General features: G+C 52.5%; 16 protein-coding genes and 2 pseudogenes. 6 read left to right on the top strand and 12 right to left on the bottom strand.

Annotation, left to right across the window (positions count from 1 at the left end; all coding sequences use genetic code 11):
* Positions 1-78: 78 nt before the first annotated feature.
* A pseudogene (locus tag ACSZO1_RS18735) lies at positions 79-909 on the bottom strand (PAS domain-containing protein); the annotation flags it as partial.
* 88 nt (positions 910-997) lie between these two features.
* On the opposite strand from ACSZO1_RS18735, the gene ACSZO1_RS18740 reads away from it, so the two are divergent.
* Positions 998-1282 carry a VF530 family DNA-binding protein gene (locus ACSZO1_RS18740; RefSeq protein ID WP_437615336.1) on the top strand — a complete coding sequence of 95 codons (285 nt, stop codon included), beginning with the start codon at positions 998-1000 and terminating at the stop codon, positions 1280-1282.
* 20 nt (positions 1283-1302) lie between these two features.
* Here ACSZO1_RS18740 and ACSZO1_RS18745 read toward each other — a convergent pair whose 3' ends face one another.
* Entirely contained in the window at positions 1303-2661 is a 1359-nt protein-coding gene (locus ACSZO1_RS18745; RefSeq protein ID WP_437615363.1) for a glycoside hydrolase family 10 protein, read from the bottom strand.
* Positions 2662-3101: 440 nt separating this feature from the next.
* On the opposite strand from ACSZO1_RS18745, the gene ACSZO1_RS18750 reads away from it, so the two are divergent.
* On the top strand, positions 3102-4499 hold the full coding sequence (locus ACSZO1_RS18750; RefSeq protein WP_437615338.1) for a purine-cytosine permease family protein: 1398 nt from the start codon (positions 3102-3104) through the stop codon (positions 4497-4499).
* A 173-nt stretch (positions 4500-4672) separates the two neighbouring features.
* A complete protein-coding gene (locus ACSZO1_RS18755) occupies positions 4673-4981 on the top strand; it encodes a hypothetical protein (protein ID WP_437615340.1) in 309 nt (102 codons plus the stop codon).
* 224 nt (positions 4982-5205) lie between these two features.
* Here ACSZO1_RS18755 and ACSZO1_RS18760 read toward each other — a convergent pair whose 3' ends face one another.
* Positions 5206-5388 (bottom strand): DUF1493 family protein, encoded by a 183-nt coding sequence (locus ACSZO1_RS18760; protein WP_437615342.1) that lies wholly within the window; start codon positions 5386-5388, stop codon positions 5206-5208.
* A 166-nt stretch (positions 5389-5554) separates the two neighbouring features.
* Positions 5555-5710 (bottom strand): annotated as a pseudogene (locus ACSZO1_RS18765) (LysR family transcriptional regulator); the annotation flags it as partial.
* Between the two features lie 2 nt (positions 5711-5712).
* Between ACSZO1_RS18765 and ACSZO1_RS18770 the strand changes: the two are divergent.
* Both ACSZO1_RS18770 and ACSZO1_RS18775 read left to right on the top strand, forming a co-directional pair.
* Complete coding sequence (locus ACSZO1_RS18770) at positions 5713-6156, top strand: MFS transporter (RefSeq protein WP_437615344.1); 444 nt, start codon at positions 5713-5715, stop codon at positions 6154-6156.
* 233 nt (positions 6157-6389) lie between these two features.
* Complete coding sequence (locus tag ACSZO1_RS18775) at positions 6390-7433, top strand: type II asparaginase (RefSeq protein WP_437615345.1); 1044 nt, start codon at positions 6390-6392, stop codon at positions 7431-7433.
* A gap of 48 nt (positions 7434-7481) precedes the next feature.
* Here ACSZO1_RS18775 and ACSZO1_RS18780 read toward each other — a convergent pair whose 3' ends face one another.
* Positions 7482-8039: an NlpC/P60 family protein gene (locus tag ACSZO1_RS18780; RefSeq protein ID WP_437615347.1), complete on the bottom strand. Its 558-nt coding sequence runs from the start codon at positions 8037-8039 to the stop codon at positions 7482-7484.
* Between the two features lie 130 nt (positions 8040-8169).
* On the opposite strand from ACSZO1_RS18780, the gene ACSZO1_RS18785 reads away from it, so the two are divergent.
* Complete coding sequence (locus ACSZO1_RS18785) at positions 8170-8514, top strand: gamma-glutamylcyclotransferase family protein (RefSeq protein WP_437615349.1); 345 nt, start codon at positions 8170-8172, stop codon at positions 8512-8514.
* Positions 8515-8608: 94 nt separating this feature from the next.
* On the opposite strand, the gene ACSZO1_RS18790 is transcribed toward ACSZO1_RS18785, so the two are convergent.
* The 7 genes from ACSZO1_RS18790 to ACSZO1_RS18820 form a co-directional block, all read right to left on the bottom strand.
* Positions 8609-9016, bottom strand: coding sequence for a DUF2000 family protein (locus ACSZO1_RS18790; protein ID WP_437615351.1), 408 nt, complete (start codon positions 9014-9016; stop codon positions 8609-8611).
* A gap of 56 nt (positions 9017-9072) precedes the next feature.
* Positions 9073-9903, bottom strand: coding sequence for an AraC family ligand binding domain-containing protein (locus tag ACSZO1_RS18795; RefSeq protein ID WP_437615365.1), 831 nt, complete (start codon positions 9901-9903; stop codon positions 9073-9075).
* 16 nt (positions 9904-9919) lie between these two features.
* Positions 9920-10402, bottom strand: a complete 483-nt coding sequence (locus ACSZO1_RS18800) for a GNAT family N-acetyltransferase (protein WP_437615353.1) — start codon at positions 10400-10402, stop codon at positions 9920-9922.
* 8 nt (positions 10403-10410) lie between these two features.
* Entirely contained in the window at positions 10411-10965 is a 555-nt protein-coding gene (locus ACSZO1_RS18805; protein WP_437615355.1) for a GNAT family N-acetyltransferase, read from the bottom strand.
* A 78-nt stretch (positions 10966-11043) separates the two neighbouring features.
* The gene (locus ACSZO1_RS18810; protein WP_437615357.1) at positions 11044-12003 is read right to left on the bottom strand and encodes a bifunctional helix-turn-helix transcriptional regulator/GNAT family N-acetyltransferase; all 960 of its coding nucleotides are present in this window, start codon (positions 12001-12003) and stop codon (positions 11044-11046) included.
* A gap of 79 nt (positions 12004-12082) precedes the next feature.
* A complete protein-coding gene (gene cybB / locus ACSZO1_RS18815; protein ID WP_437615359.1) occupies positions 12083-12634 on the bottom strand; it encodes a cytochrome b561 in 552 nt (183 codons plus the stop codon).
* A 163-nt stretch (positions 12635-12797) separates the two neighbouring features.
* Positions 12798-13082 (bottom strand): chorismate mutase, encoded by a 285-nt coding sequence (locus tag ACSZO1_RS18820; RefSeq protein ID WP_437615361.1) that lies wholly within the window; start codon positions 13080-13082, stop codon positions 12798-12800.
* Positions 13083-13237: the final 155 nt, after the last annotated feature.

Here is a 13237-nt window from a genome sequence, read left to right on the forward strand (position 1 = left end):
AGGTGCCATCGTGACGCTGGCTGAACGTAAGAGCCGTATCTACCTGACAAAAAAGGTGTTCTCCAAAGATGCGGGTGGCGAGGTTTGCTCAGAGGTGGTGACGGCAATATCAGCAATACGTTTGGCATTTTCCACCCGCTGAGTGATATTCGACGCTAACTTAATCACTTTATACACTTTGCCATCTGCGCCAATCACCGGGTTATAACTCGCTTCCAGCCAGATACGCTCACCTTTGGCGGTTTTGCGATCGAAGCGACCGACGAAAGACTGACCGTTATTAATTTTGCGCCAGAAATCCGGATTCTCACGATAAAACTCATCAAAACAGAACACACGGTGATGCTGCCCGGCAATCTGTTCCAGCGAATAGCCCATTAGTGTGAGGAAGTTTTCATTCGCCTCGAGCACATAGCCATCCGGGGTGAATTCAATTACCGCCATAGAACGGTCCAGCGCTGAAATCACCGCTTCTTTATGTTCCAGCTGTTCATGACGTTCAGTGATATCAGTAGCCAGTTTGATGACTTTCACTACCTGATCGAGATCGTTCTTTACCGGAAAATAGGTGGCGCTGAGGAAAAAGCGTTCATTATTTTTGTTGTAGCGTTCGAAAATACCGCTAAACGACTCGCCGCTGGCCAGCCGTTGCCAGAATGCGCTGTAACTATCGGAATGCGTGTAGGCAGGGCTGCAGAACATGCGGTGATGTTGCCCTTCAATCTCGTCGAGGCTGTATGCCGTGATACCCAGAAACAGATCGTTCGCACTGAGAATGGTGCCGTCGGGGAGAAACTCAATCCAGGCAACGCTGCTTTTGATGGCATTCAGGTCTTGCGACAGACCGCCACTTTTCAGGAAGTTAAATGCTGAATGCTCTTTACTGGAAAAGGTTTTAAGTCCAAACATATTGGCTGCTCTCCGGGATATTTTGCTTCTGTTAAGAAGAACTGTCACACATGGGTGGTGCATACACTATGGAATTCGCGGAATTATTATGACAGCTCACCTTTCAAAAGATCCTTTGCACGGCGTCACGCTTGAGATGCAAGTCAATGCGCTGGTTGCCCGTTTTGGCTGGGCTGAACTGAGCAAAATCATCAATATCAACTGCTTTAAAAATGATCCGAGTGTGAAATCCAGCCTTAAGTTTCTGCGCCGCACCCCGTGGGCGCGGGCAGAAGTGGAAGCGTTGTATCTGGATTCTCTTGAGATGCCGGAAACAGCGAAAGAAGAACTCCCCGCCGACAACCCGTGGGCGAACTGGCGGGGGAATCGCTAAGCCCGGCTATCGCGTGGTCATCACTGTGATGCCGTTTTCTCAGGAGCGTTTGTGGACCAGCGTGCTTTGATATAGCTGACCGCTTCCTGCGTCTGTGGCTGGTTAAGATAGTCTTCGCGAAACAGAATCGTGCCGTTGATCTGCGGCACCGATTCGTTCAGATCGAGCTGCTTTTTCAGCTCCGGCACACCGCCATTCACCGTCCAGTCCGGCTCATTCTTTGCCGGTTCACCGACTTTATACAGCGCCACGCCGATATACAGTCGTGTTTTAGTCGGTTTCACCACGTTCGCCCACCAGTTTGCCAGCACATCATAGCGCGCTGCCTGACGGGCGAAAGGCCAGTAAATCTGCGGCGCAATATAATCCAGCAACCCTTGCTGCACCCAGCGGCGGGTATCGGCATAAGCTTCGTCATAGGCCGCCGCGCCGCGCGTATCGGAACCCGCCGGATCGTGTGACAGATTGCGCCACACCCCCGCCGGGCTGACGCCAAATTCAACTTCCGGTTTCAGTTGCTTAATGGTGCGTGAAACCTGGGTAATCAGCTGTTCAGTATTGTGGCGACGCCAGTCGGCTTTCGTGCTGAATCCCTGACCATACTGTTTGAATGTCTGGCTGTCGTTAAGCGCAGAAGCCGGGGACTCGGCATAGAAATAGTCATCGAACTGCACGCCATCAACCGCATAACGCGCGACGACTTCCGCCACGATGCTGGTAATCCAGTCGCGCACTTCCGGGATGCCCGGGTCGAGGACAAAGCGCTCGCCCGCGGTACGAACCCAGTCGCGATGCAGCACAAAGACACTGGCCGGATGCAGTGACAGCGTGCGGTTTAACTCTGCAACGGTCGACGGTTTGGTATTTACCGAGACGCGGTAAGGATTAAACCAGGCATGCACTTTCATCCCGCGTTTATGAGCTTCATCCAGCATAAACTGCAGCGGATCGTAGCCAGGATCTTCACCAATTTTCCCGGTCAGCATATCGGACCACGGCAAAATCTTTGATGGCCACAGGGCGGTGCCATCGGGTTTAACCTGGAAAAACACCGTATTAATCCCGAGGCTTTGCAGCTTATCGAGTTTATCGGTCAGCGCCTTCTGCTGCTGGCTGATACGCGTCGCGGCAGGGCTGCCATTAACCGATGTCACCGGCGGCCAGTCGAGGCGCGACACGGTAGCCAGCCAGATACCACGTACCGGCTGCTGACTCTGCTGTGGCTTATCCGCAACTGGCTGCTTCGCCACCGGAGGCAGTGGGGTGACCAGCGATTTCGGTGGTTTTGAGGCACAACTGGCAAGAAAAAGGGCGGCGGCGACCAGCGCGGCTGGCTTTATCACAGTGGTTAAAGGCGTAAAGCGGACTGAGCGGGTGATAATAAGCTCCGGTGTTATCTGGTCGTCGTGTGAATAGAAATATTCTCTTCTTATTCAGTGCAAAGTCAATGTGTTAAAGGGGCAGCAGTGATGCCTGCCGGAGTGTCAGGCACGCTATGCGACATGTTAGTGGATCATTTTAGTGCCTGTTGTCACAAAATGATGCATCCCTGTTTTTCCTGCGGCCACTCCTCTTGCCGGCATTCCACATTAAATCAATGCGTTATTCACTTTCCAATCAATGGCACGCAGCTTGCTTGTATATACAAGACTTAACAACAGGGTAACTCGTTGAATAACGTGACTATAATTAAACCTGATTATTAAGTCGCAGCGCTTTCGCCCGCCATCCTGTCTATGCAGGATAAGACATTCATAATGACAGGCTGAAAGCGCGGCAAAAACGGGAATATTAATGGAAAACAGAAAAGGGTATTGAAATGCATTCAGATGTCCTGCCAGCTGCGCCTGCGACGATTGAGACTCACACCATCGATCCTGTTCCTGAGCACCAGCGTTACGGTTCACCTTTCAGTCAGTTCACCTTATGGTTTGGCGCCAATCTGCAGATAACCGCTGTTGTCGATGGTGCACTGGCGATAGTCTTTGGCGCAGAGGCGCTTACCGCGATAATTGGCCTGCTGATCGGCAATATTCTCGGCGGGATTGTGATGGCGCTGCACGCGGTTCAGGGGCCGAATATGGGACTGCCGCAAATGATTTCCAGCCGCGCCCAGTTTGGTATTCGCGGTGCGGCACTGCCATTAGTGCTGGTGATCATTATGTACCTGGGCTTTGCCGCGACCGGGACGGTGCTTTCTGGTCAGGCTATCAATCTGATCTTCGGCTTTAGCGCGCCAGAAACCGGCATGGTTATCTTCGGTGTGCTGACGGCGATTGTCGCGATTGTTGGTTACCGGCTGATTCACCTGGTTGGAAGAGTGTCGACTGTCGTTGCGATGGTGGGTTTCTGTTATCTGGCATGGAAACTGTTCGCACAATATGACGTGGCGGCAGCATTTGGTCAGAAGCCATTCTCGGTTGCCACTTTGTTGCTGGCGATTGCCTTATCAGCGGGCTGGCAGATGACTTTTGCCCCTTATGTTGCGGATTATTCGCGTTATCTGCCGTCGAAAACGTCCGCAGCGTCGGTGTTCTGGCCAACGCTGCTGGGCAGCGTGAGCGGGGCGCAGATCGCGATGACTTTTGGTGTGCTGGTTGCCGCCAGTGGCGCAAATTTCCTGAAAGATCAGGTCGGTTTTATGGGCACACTTGCCACACCGGCGCTGGCGGTAGTGATCTATTTTGTCATTGTACTCGGTAAGCTGACGGTCAATTGCCTGAATGCCTATGGCGGCTTTATGTCCACGCTGACCGTCGTGAGTGCCTTCAACAACGGCAGAAAGATCTCAGGACTGGTGCGTGCCTGCTATATCCTCGGTTTTATCCTCGCGTCGCTGATAATTGCGCTGTATGCCAGCAAAGATTTTCTGAATTACTTCAAGAACTTTGTGCTGTTACTGCTGGCGGCATTTGTGCCGTGGAGCGCCATTAATCTGGTGGATTATTATCTGATTTCTAAAGAGAAAGTGGATGTCCCGGCACTGTTCGATCTTCACGGTCGCTATGGCGCGTATAACGGAGTGGCGCTGGGCTGTTATATCGCCGGCATTGTGGTGCAGATACCGTTCCTCAATCAGTCACTGTATACCGGGCCGCTGGCGGTAATGCTGGATGGCACGGATATTTCGTGGATTGTCAGTCTGGTTATCACGTCTGTTATTTATTATCCGCTGGCGAAGAGAAAAGGGCATCAGGCTGTAGGGATAAGCGATTAGTGAGTGTTTTAGCGATCCCTTAGGCTGTACTGGCTGAGGGATAGCAGGTTCACGTCACTCCAGAGCACGCCAACGCTGGTTTTTACCGAAGGCCGTTGTTATAAACGTATAATTACGATAAACCCGTTTTGCTTCTGGAAAGATAAGCGTGAGCCAGCATAGGACGATATGTGATGAACGATAAGAAAATGATTTCCATCGATCAATTCAACGACGAAGAACGCCAGATGATAGACGAGACCTTCAGAGGACTGGTTCAGAAGTATCAGCAACGAACCGGCAAAGCGCCGGATGCAAAAAAAGAAAAGGAGTTTACTGCGGAAGCCAGACAACAAATGATGTCGGCAAAACTGGCGAAAGAGAAAGCTCAGGCGGACAAAGCGAAGAAAGCGCCGGTACGTAAGAAGAAACCTGAATCATTGAAGGAAAGTGAAGTCAGTGATTTCAACTGGTCAGCTTCAGTGATTAAAGGGCGTCGGTAAGGTTGTCCTTGTGGCACCAGGTCTGGCTCGATGTTGTAAAAGAGCCAGGCCAGCTTCGCGGGAGATGGCAAGAAAGAGAGGGGAAAGGATAAAGGTCAGGTGCTAATTAACTCAGATATCTTATTTAACATAATATACATTATGCGCACCAAGGTGGCGATACGCAGATTCTGGGCTTAAAAGCTTAGCCAGAGACCTCGCCATGCCACTTTCCACAACCAGCATTAATCGTACAACCATCGGCCAGTTTTGGCTGATTCAATCAGCATCCGATAAGTGAACTCCGACACCTCAGATATTTCTCTCTTACTGAATAGATCGAGTAAGCCACTCAGCTGTGTTTCTGGCGGATAAGATATTTTGATAGAACAATTTCTGCGTTCAACATCAAGCGTCGAAAAAATCATCCATCATCGCCAACGCCTGATCATCCTCCAGACGTAAATCCGCACCCAAACCCGTTTCCGGCGTCAGACTGTTATTCCTGCAAAGGTAAAATCCATCATAACGCTGACAGGTTCGTCAATCTGTTGCTCAAGAGCCTCGTTTACCATATTCATCCTTCCCTGCCCTTTACTTCTCCATTTCCACACTGCCTGGCACCCGCCGCCGGCAAACGTCCAGCATAAACTGTCGTAACCAGCGATGCGCCGGATCCACTTCCGATCGTGGATGCCACAGCTGCAATACCGTAATCCCGCGCGTTTTTACCGGCAGCTCAAACATATAAAATGGCTTATCTGCTGTGTGATTATCTTGCGGATCGCCACAGTCCGGCGCTGATCTCCACCATCGGTCTGTGCCTGTTTGCCGTGGGGCTGATTTCACTGGCGCTGTTACCTGATCATGCGCAGATGTGGGATATCAGCCTGCGCGGGCTGATATGCGGCATGGGGTTCGGCTTGTTTCAAAGCCCGAATAACCGGGAAATGCTGGCAAATGCGTCCCGTGAACAGAGTGGCTACGCCTCCGGGGTACTGGCAATTATGCGTATGTTTGGTCAGTGTCTGGGGGCGGCGTTTGTTGGCGTGATTCTGTCCGTCTATGCACATTCCGGCGCTATGGCGGCAGAAGAGCATGCTGTACGGCTGGGATTATGGCTGGCCGCAATCGCAACCGTGCTGGCGATCATCTTGAGTATGACACGCCTGCGTCAGCCGCAATATCAGGCATGATGATGATCCCGCGAGGCATCCGTGAATCACGTTAACATCAGGGGAATTCACCGCTAAAACAAGGGCTTTTGATCACATTGTTAGTGCAATGGCGCACCACAATCGCGCCATTGCTGGCACGTCATTCCCCTGCCGCTGCCGATCATCCCCCGCCGCAACAGCACCACGCTTTTCTGGCATATATCTTGCCTTTACTCATTCACCAATACCGGAAATGGATGAGATGGAATAGCATGAAATTTAAAGCACTTTTTAGCATCGCATTACTGTTTATCAGTTCCTGCGCGTTCGCCGCCGATAAATTACCCCACGTTGTGATTCTGGCCACAGGCGGCACGATTGCCGGTTCCGCGCCAAGCAATACGCAAACCACAGGGTATAAAGCAGGCGCTATTGGCGTTGATGCGCTGATCCAGGCCGTACCCGAATTAAGCAAGATTGCGCGCGTTGACGGTGAGCAGATCGCCAACGTCGGCAGCAATAACCTGACCAGCGATATTATTCTTAAATTATCCCAGCGCGTGAATGAGCTGCTGGCGCGTGATGATGTCGATGGTGTGGTGATCACCCATGGCACCGACACCCTGGATGAAACGCCCTATTTCCTCAATCTGACGGTAAAAAGCAATAAGCCGGTGGTGTTCACCGGTGCGATGCGCCCGGCAACGGCAATCAGTGCCGATGGTCCGATGAACCTGCTGCAGGCGGTCACCGTGGCTGCTGACCCTGATGCCAAAGGCCGTGGTGTGATGGTGGTATTTAATGACCGGATTGGCGCGGCGCGTTATATGACGAAAACCAATGCCACCACCATCGATACCTTTAAGGCCCCGGAACAGGGTTATTTAGGTGTCATCGTCGGTGGTGAACCACACTTTGAAACCCGCGTGGAAAAAATCCATACCCTGGGTTCTGTTTTCGATGTGCGTAATGTGAAAGCCCTGCCAAAAGTGGTCATTATTTATGGCTACCAGGACGACCCGGAATATATGTACGATGCCGCGATTGAACATCACGCTGATGGCATTATTTATGCGGGTATGGGCGCAGGTTCGGTATCTAAGCGCAGCGAAGCGGGTATTAAGAAAGCGGAAAAAGCGGGCATTATTGTCGTGCGTGCCTCACGTACTGGCGCCGGAATTGTGTCACCAGACAGCGATCAGCCTGGGCTGGTTTCCGATTCGCTGAACCCGGCTAAAGCACGCATTCTGTTAATGACGGCACTGACCGAAACGCGCAATCCGCAGCTGATTCAGCGTTATTTCCAGACATATTAAATCTTGCTGAAAATCAGGCCCGCCACGGCGGGCTTTTTAATCACGCTATCAGTTGTTTCTTGCCAGATGTTGTTCTTCGGCGTTCAGGGTAATCTGCCCGTTCAGTTCATTAGGCAGGCGACGCGCCTGATAATAGACGCTCTGCCAGTATGGGTTATCCAGTGATGAACGGATCACCCCTTTACTGACCGAGGCAAGGAAAAAGTGATGGCTGGTATCATAGAAACCAACATGCATGCCGCCATCATTGCGGAAAAACACCAAATCACCGGTTTGCAGTTTATTTTCCGCCACGGGCTTGCCCATGGTCAGCAGTTCGTGTGTCGTCAGCCTCTCCACCGGCAGATTAAAGCGGTCCTTCAGGGGGCGCCAGACAAAACCGGAGCAATCGACACCAGAAAGCTGGGTGCCACCCCACTGATAAGGCGTGTCCTGCCAGGTGTGCATCTGGTCATGCAATGCCGCCAGGACGGGGATCAGATCGGGTTGCGCGGCGTTTGAACGTTCGACGGTTTGTTTTACGTCTGGTTTGGCCTTATGACCTGAGCAACCGGAAAGCGCCAGTACGCTGGTCACTGCGAGCAAGGAGAGAAATTTGAAATTCATTAATTAAATCAACGGAAAAATGCGTGCCTGAAGGATTTTCCCGTTATAGCATCTTGTCTGGCAATGACTGAACCTTCAGCGGCCAGCTTTACATAGCTTTACCTGGTACTGTTTTGACTGAAGAGAGAACATGAAACGCTTATTTGTCTATGGCACGCTACGTCCGGGCCACTCTAATGCACATATTCTGGAAAATATTGGTGGCGAATGGCTGGCGGGTTATGTCACTGGCACCTTTTATGAGCGCGGCTGGGGCGCAGCTGCCGATTTTCCGGGCATCGTGCTGGACAGCAACGGACCGCGCGTCGAAGGTTACCTGTTTTTATCAGATAATCTGGAACCGCACTGGCCGATGCTGGATGAATTTGAAGATGGCTATGACCGTGTCGAGGTTAATGTCACGACGGTGGAAGGCCGGCAGATGACGGCATGGGTGTATCAGCTGCAGCCTAAGTCCCGTGAAACTGCGGTATAAGGCAGGTTACTCCCCTGCACTTTCGGGCAACGCGATGCGCCGCAACAGGCGGCGCATACTGCCGGATTAACCGTTCAGGTTGCGGCTGTCAGTGTCAGCTATGCAACGACAGCCCTTTTATCACCTTATCGACGGCCTTTTTCGGCCCGCGAATCCCCAGTCCGACGAAATTCATATTACTGGCATCTTCGGCGAGAAAGACTTCGCGATTGGCCTCATCATTTCCGGTGGAAAACATGGCCTCAACGTACGGGATCAGCGTCAGCTCACGCTCAATACCTTTGCGATGCACGCTCTGCAGACCGGCAAGATCAGCCGCAAAAATCAGCATCGGTTGCCCGGAGATCTTGCCATAGTGTCGCCCTGCCGCATCAATATATGGCTGCCCCATAATTTCGGGTGCAGCAGAGGCAATCCCCGTCGCCAGGAAGGCCACCACATTCAGCCGCTGCCAGGTTGCCAGATCGTCACGTACGATAAAGGCGATTTTAGTCTCAAACATCTGTCACTTTTCCCCACTAATGAAATCTTTCACTATGATGGGAAATCGCGGTGGGATCAGTCTAGAACGTTTGTGCAACGCTTCTGAAACGCAGCGGGCGACAGCCGGTAAGCACGCTGGAACCAGCGTCCGAGGTGGCTCTGGTCAGCGAATCCCGTCTGAAAAGCCGCCAGTGCCGGTGTCACGCCCTGTGACAGCAGTTTGCGGGCAGTGCGCAGGCGCAGCCTGACCAGATAAGCGTGCGGTGCCATGCCAAACGCCAGTTTAAACTGGCGGCTCAGGCGGAAACGGTCAATACCACAGAAGATGGCCAGTTCATCGAGGCCGATATCCTGCGCCAGATGATCATGCAGATAATCTCTGACCCGGTTCATCTGCAGGCGTGAATCGTTCAGCTCAGGAGCGGGACGCAGCTCAATATGGCGTGACAGCAGCGTGGTGAGATTATCCAGACTTTCATCGCGCGCCAGCTTCCCTTCAGCAAAATGCAGAGCATCGAATGCCCGCACGATAGCGGTCACCAGTTGTGGATCGTCGGTGAGTGTATGGCGAAACGCTGCTTCAATCGCCGAAACATCGCCAAGCCCGCGCCGCTGCATCATGGTGGCTAACCAGTGCTGCGGCAGGTAGAGCATCGCATAGGTGAAACCGCTCTGCTCTGGTGAGTGGCCATCATGGACAGCGCCGGGTTCAATCAGAATTGCCCGGCCCGGGCTGCTGGTATGCAGCGTGCGGTGGCAGTTAAAACGCTGTAATCCCTGCAGCGTGACGCCCAGCAGCAGCTCATCATGGTCGTGCGGATCATAGGCATGACCTTTGAAGTGCGCCCGCACACTTTCAATACCGCTGTCTTCGTCACGCTGAAAGTCTAACCAGTCTTCGTTCATGGTGCCGGGGCTGTTGTCATGGGTGTGTGATAATTTTTCGGTACAGGAAACTCGGAATATCATTACCGATCATCGTTTCAGAATACCTGATAAAACCGTTTTTTTCATACAGCCGCTGGGCGCCGGATTGGGTCTTTGCCGTGTCAAGAATGAGGGCGGATTCACCCGGCATATTGGCAACAAATTCAAACAGCTGGTCAAGAATTGCCTGCGCGATCCCCTTTCTGCGGTGCGCGGAGGCGACCCGCATTCTTTTAATTTCATATTCATGCCCGGCGATTTTTCGAATCGCCCCCATCCCCATAATCTCATCGCTGGCAGAAACGGCCAGCAGAAAGCGGGCCTGGTCAGCCGGGTAGTGTGCGGCAAAGTCATATAAATCCGCATCCAGACTGGTATCAAGCGACAGTGACTGCGTCTCTTTCAGGCCAGCAAAATGCAGCGCCAGTATCTTATCGACATCATTCAGCTGTGCATTTCTGATAGTGAATTCACTCATAGTCATCCTCAAACGAGACTGAAAATACAGGTATCATCAACGTGCCCAAAGCTGTCGAGACGCTCATTTTTCAGCGTGGCTTCATGACTAAAACCACATTTGAGCGCCACAGCCTGACTGCGCTGATTACGCCCGGCGACGCGAATCTCAAGTCTCAGGGCGTTAAAGTGAACACAGGCGATATTACGTACCATTTTGCAGGCGCGGCTCATCACCCCGCTTCCCATGGCGTCAGCAGCCAGCCAGTAGCCAATTTCATAATATGGGATGCGGGGGTTGCGGATAAACAGACTGATGCAGCCCAGCAGACGCTGATCCTGATTGCCGATAATCAGAAACTTGTACTCATTACGGTCATGACGGAAATTGTCGATCGCCGCAGCCATATTTTCCCGCACACTTTCTGCCGAGTGCTCGCCTGGTGACCATAACAGAAATTCATGATGTAAGGCGGTAAAGCTGTTCAGCACGGACTGCATCTCATCAGTGCGTTCCATCGACGGCGCGATTAAGCGGAAATGCGTATTCTGGCGCAACTCTGCGGGTATTTCACTGATGTCCATTTCGTCATCCTCCTGCAAAAATACGATACATTTCCTATGGATAGCACAGGCTCCTGCGCAATGCATCGTTTATTTATCTCAGCGTTCTGACGAGGGATGCCTGCGGGTAAACTGCTGTTCCAGCATCGCACTGCCCCACTGTTCGCCCTGCCACTCCTGGGTCAACGTAAAACCGAATGATTCATACAAACGCCGTGCCGCATCCAGTCCGCTGAAGGTCCACAGCTGGACCGCGGAAAAACCCTGCCGATCGCAAAACGCCAGCGCTTCGCTGAGCAGCTCTCTGCCGATACCGCTGCCACGGCAGCCATCATCGAGAATAAACCAGCGCAGATGGGCTTCATTATTCCCAAGATCTTCGCCATCAATGGCGACTGAGCCGACAATACGCCCCGCCCTGAGCACCAGCCAGATACCGTTGCATGGCTGCTGCAGACGGGCAGAAAACTCAGCCACACCCGTCGCCACTTTGCTTTCAAAAAAATGGCCGAAGTGATAGTGCCGTGAATAGTAGCTGGCGTGCATTTCCGCGATGCGGCCGATCATCCCCGGCAGGTAACCGCGGTGCAGAGTAAACGGCCTGCTGTCAGGCTGCGGCTCGCCATCCCGGCAGGTTTTCAGCGCCTGCGCATAAGCCGCGATCCCTCTGGCAACCGTGTGTTGCTGCGCATCGCTGAGTTGTTCCAGCGCGTGAATCACCTGCTGAGTGGCATAGTGATTGATTTTCGCGACACTGTCCTTTCCCTGCTCAGTCAGCTGCAGCTGCTTCACCCGCGCATCCTGTGGCGACGGGACTTCCTGCAGTTCCCCGGCCTGAATCAGTTTGCTCAGCATGCGGCTGACACTGGATTTCTCCAGACCCAGCACCTGCACCAGTTGTGCAGCGGTCACCGCCTGCCTGCTGTCAATTTCCAGCAAGCTGTGCACGGCGGACGGCGAATATTGCGTTGCGGCCAGTGTGCTGTTCATAAAGCCCAGCTCACGCACCATCAGGCGCGATGAGGCACGAATTTGTTCAATGATATTTGCGTCGGGCATGATGGATCGTCACAGCAGATAATGGTTGTAATATACAACCATTATCTGGCAAAACCTGTCAAGGTGCATAGCGTGGGTGCTATGACTTCATGTTTCTGCCCGAGCGCGAAGGCATCATCCGCAGCAATGTGTTATCGCGCAGGATATAGTGATGGATCAACGCTGCCGCGGCATGGAGACCAATCAGCCAGTACCCCAGAGGCGCCAGAATGGTATGCCAGCGGTTAAATCCCTTCCACATCTCGGGCCTCTCGATATCGGCATGTGGCATCGGCAGACCATACAGACTCCACTCTCCGCCGTAGTAATAACGTGACAGCAATGCCGACGCGGGAATGGCAATAAACAGCGCGTAGAGACAGGTATGCGTCAGATGCGCCAGCCCGGTTTGCCAGCCTGGTGGTTTCGGCACGATTTGCGGTGAGCGTTTACGCATGCGCAACAGCAGGCGCAGCGACATTGTGACCAGCACTGTTGCACCGGCCGTGATATGCGTGATGGCTATTGCATAGCCATGCCAGCTGCCTGGCTGAGCGAATTCGCGCAGTTCGACAGTGCCATAAGCCAGAATAAGCAGTAACAGCGTCAGCCAGTGAAGAGCGATTAACGACGTAGCGTATTTAGTTTGCATTACCCAGAGAAGCCTTATTGTGCCAGAGAAAATGCGGGGGATACCCGCTTTAATTATTTTTCCCGCAAACAGTATAATGTCCTGACAGATAACACAAATATCAGTCAGGCATTTGCCGCCGCGGCACTCGCCCAGGCACGCAATCTCACGGCTACGGTATGCCTTATTTCAGTTGCTGATGTTGTTTAAGTTCATAGTCAATAAAGGCATCAATCATCGTGCGGTAGACTTTCTCGATAATTTCCTCCGGCAGTCCTGTTACTCTGGCATGCGCGGTGACTTTATCGATAACCTGCTGTACCCGGTCTGGCGCACGTACTGCCTGTGTATCTTTTTTAAAACCTGCCGCGGCTTTGACACACAGACTGCGCTGCGTGATTAACTGCACCAGTTGCGCATCCAGTTTATCGATATCTGCCCTGATTTCGTCTATTGAGGCGTATTCCACTTCCTGCTCCTTTTGTTGACGATTCTGTCCATTATGCGTTCTGATACAGATCCCAGCGGTTGCCGTAAATATCTTCAAACACCGCGAATTCAGATAATAAGTGCAACGCTTGGTCATGTGGATGGAGGGACGGTTAGCTACCGATAAGCTATCCT

It is taken from the genome of Erwinia sp. V71, from assembly GCF_965644245.1.
GTDB lineage: Bacteria > Pseudomonadota > Gammaproteobacteria > Enterobacterales > Enterobacteriaceae > Erwinia.

Bases quoted from the DNA above. Each gene is read 5' to 3' on its own strand.
- ACSZO1_RS18740 (WP_437615336.1), top strand. From the start codon at position 998: ATGACAGCTCACCTTTCAAAAGATCCTTTGCACGGCGTCACGCTTGAG.
- ACSZO1_RS18750 (WP_437615338.1), top strand. From the start codon at position 3,102: ATGCATTCAGATGTCCTGCCAGCTGCGCCTGCGACGATTGAGACTCAC.
- ACSZO1_RS18755 (WP_437615340.1), top strand. From the start codon at position 4,673: ATGAACGATAAGAAAATGATTTCCATCGATCAATTCAACGACGAAGAA.
- ACSZO1_RS18760 (WP_437615342.1), bottom strand. From the start codon at position 5,388: ATGATTTTTTCGACGCTTGATGTTGAACGCAGAAATTGTTCTATCAAA.
- ACSZO1_RS18770 (WP_437615344.1), top strand. From the start codon at position 5,713: ATGGCTTATCTGCTGTGTGATTATCTTGCGGATCGCCACAGTCCGGCG.
- ACSZO1_RS18775 (WP_437615345.1), top strand. From the start codon at position 6,390: ATGAAATTTAAAGCACTTTTTAGCATCGCATTACTGTTTATCAGTTCC.
- ACSZO1_RS18780 (WP_437615347.1), bottom strand. From the start codon at position 8,039: ATGAATTTCAAATTTCTCTCCTTGCTCGCAGTGACCAGCGTACTGGCG.
- ACSZO1_RS18785 (WP_437615349.1), top strand. From the start codon at position 8,170: ATGAAACGCTTATTTGTCTATGGCACGCTACGTCCGGGCCACTCTAAT.
- ACSZO1_RS18790 (WP_437615351.1), bottom strand. From the start codon at position 9,016: ATGTTTGAGACTAAAATCGCCTTTATCGTACGTGACGATCTGGCAACC.
- ACSZO1_RS18795 (WP_437615365.1), bottom strand. From the start codon at position 9,903: ATGAACGAAGACTGGTTAGACTTTCAGCGTGACGAAGACAGCGGTATT.
- ACSZO1_RS18800 (WP_437615353.1), bottom strand. From the start codon at position 10,402: ATGAGTGAATTCACTATCAGAAATGCACAGCTGAATGATGTCGATAAG.
- ACSZO1_RS18805 (WP_437615355.1), bottom strand. From the start codon at position 10,965: ATGGACATCAGTGAAATACCCGCAGAGTTGCGCCAGAATACGCATTTC.
- ACSZO1_RS18810 (WP_437615357.1), bottom strand. From the start codon at position 12,003: ATGCCCGACGCAAATATCATTGAACAAATTCGTGCCTCATCGCGCCTG.
- cybB (WP_437615359.1), bottom strand. From the start codon at position 12,634: ATGCAAACTAAATACGCTACGTCGTTAATCGCTCTTCACTGGCTGACG.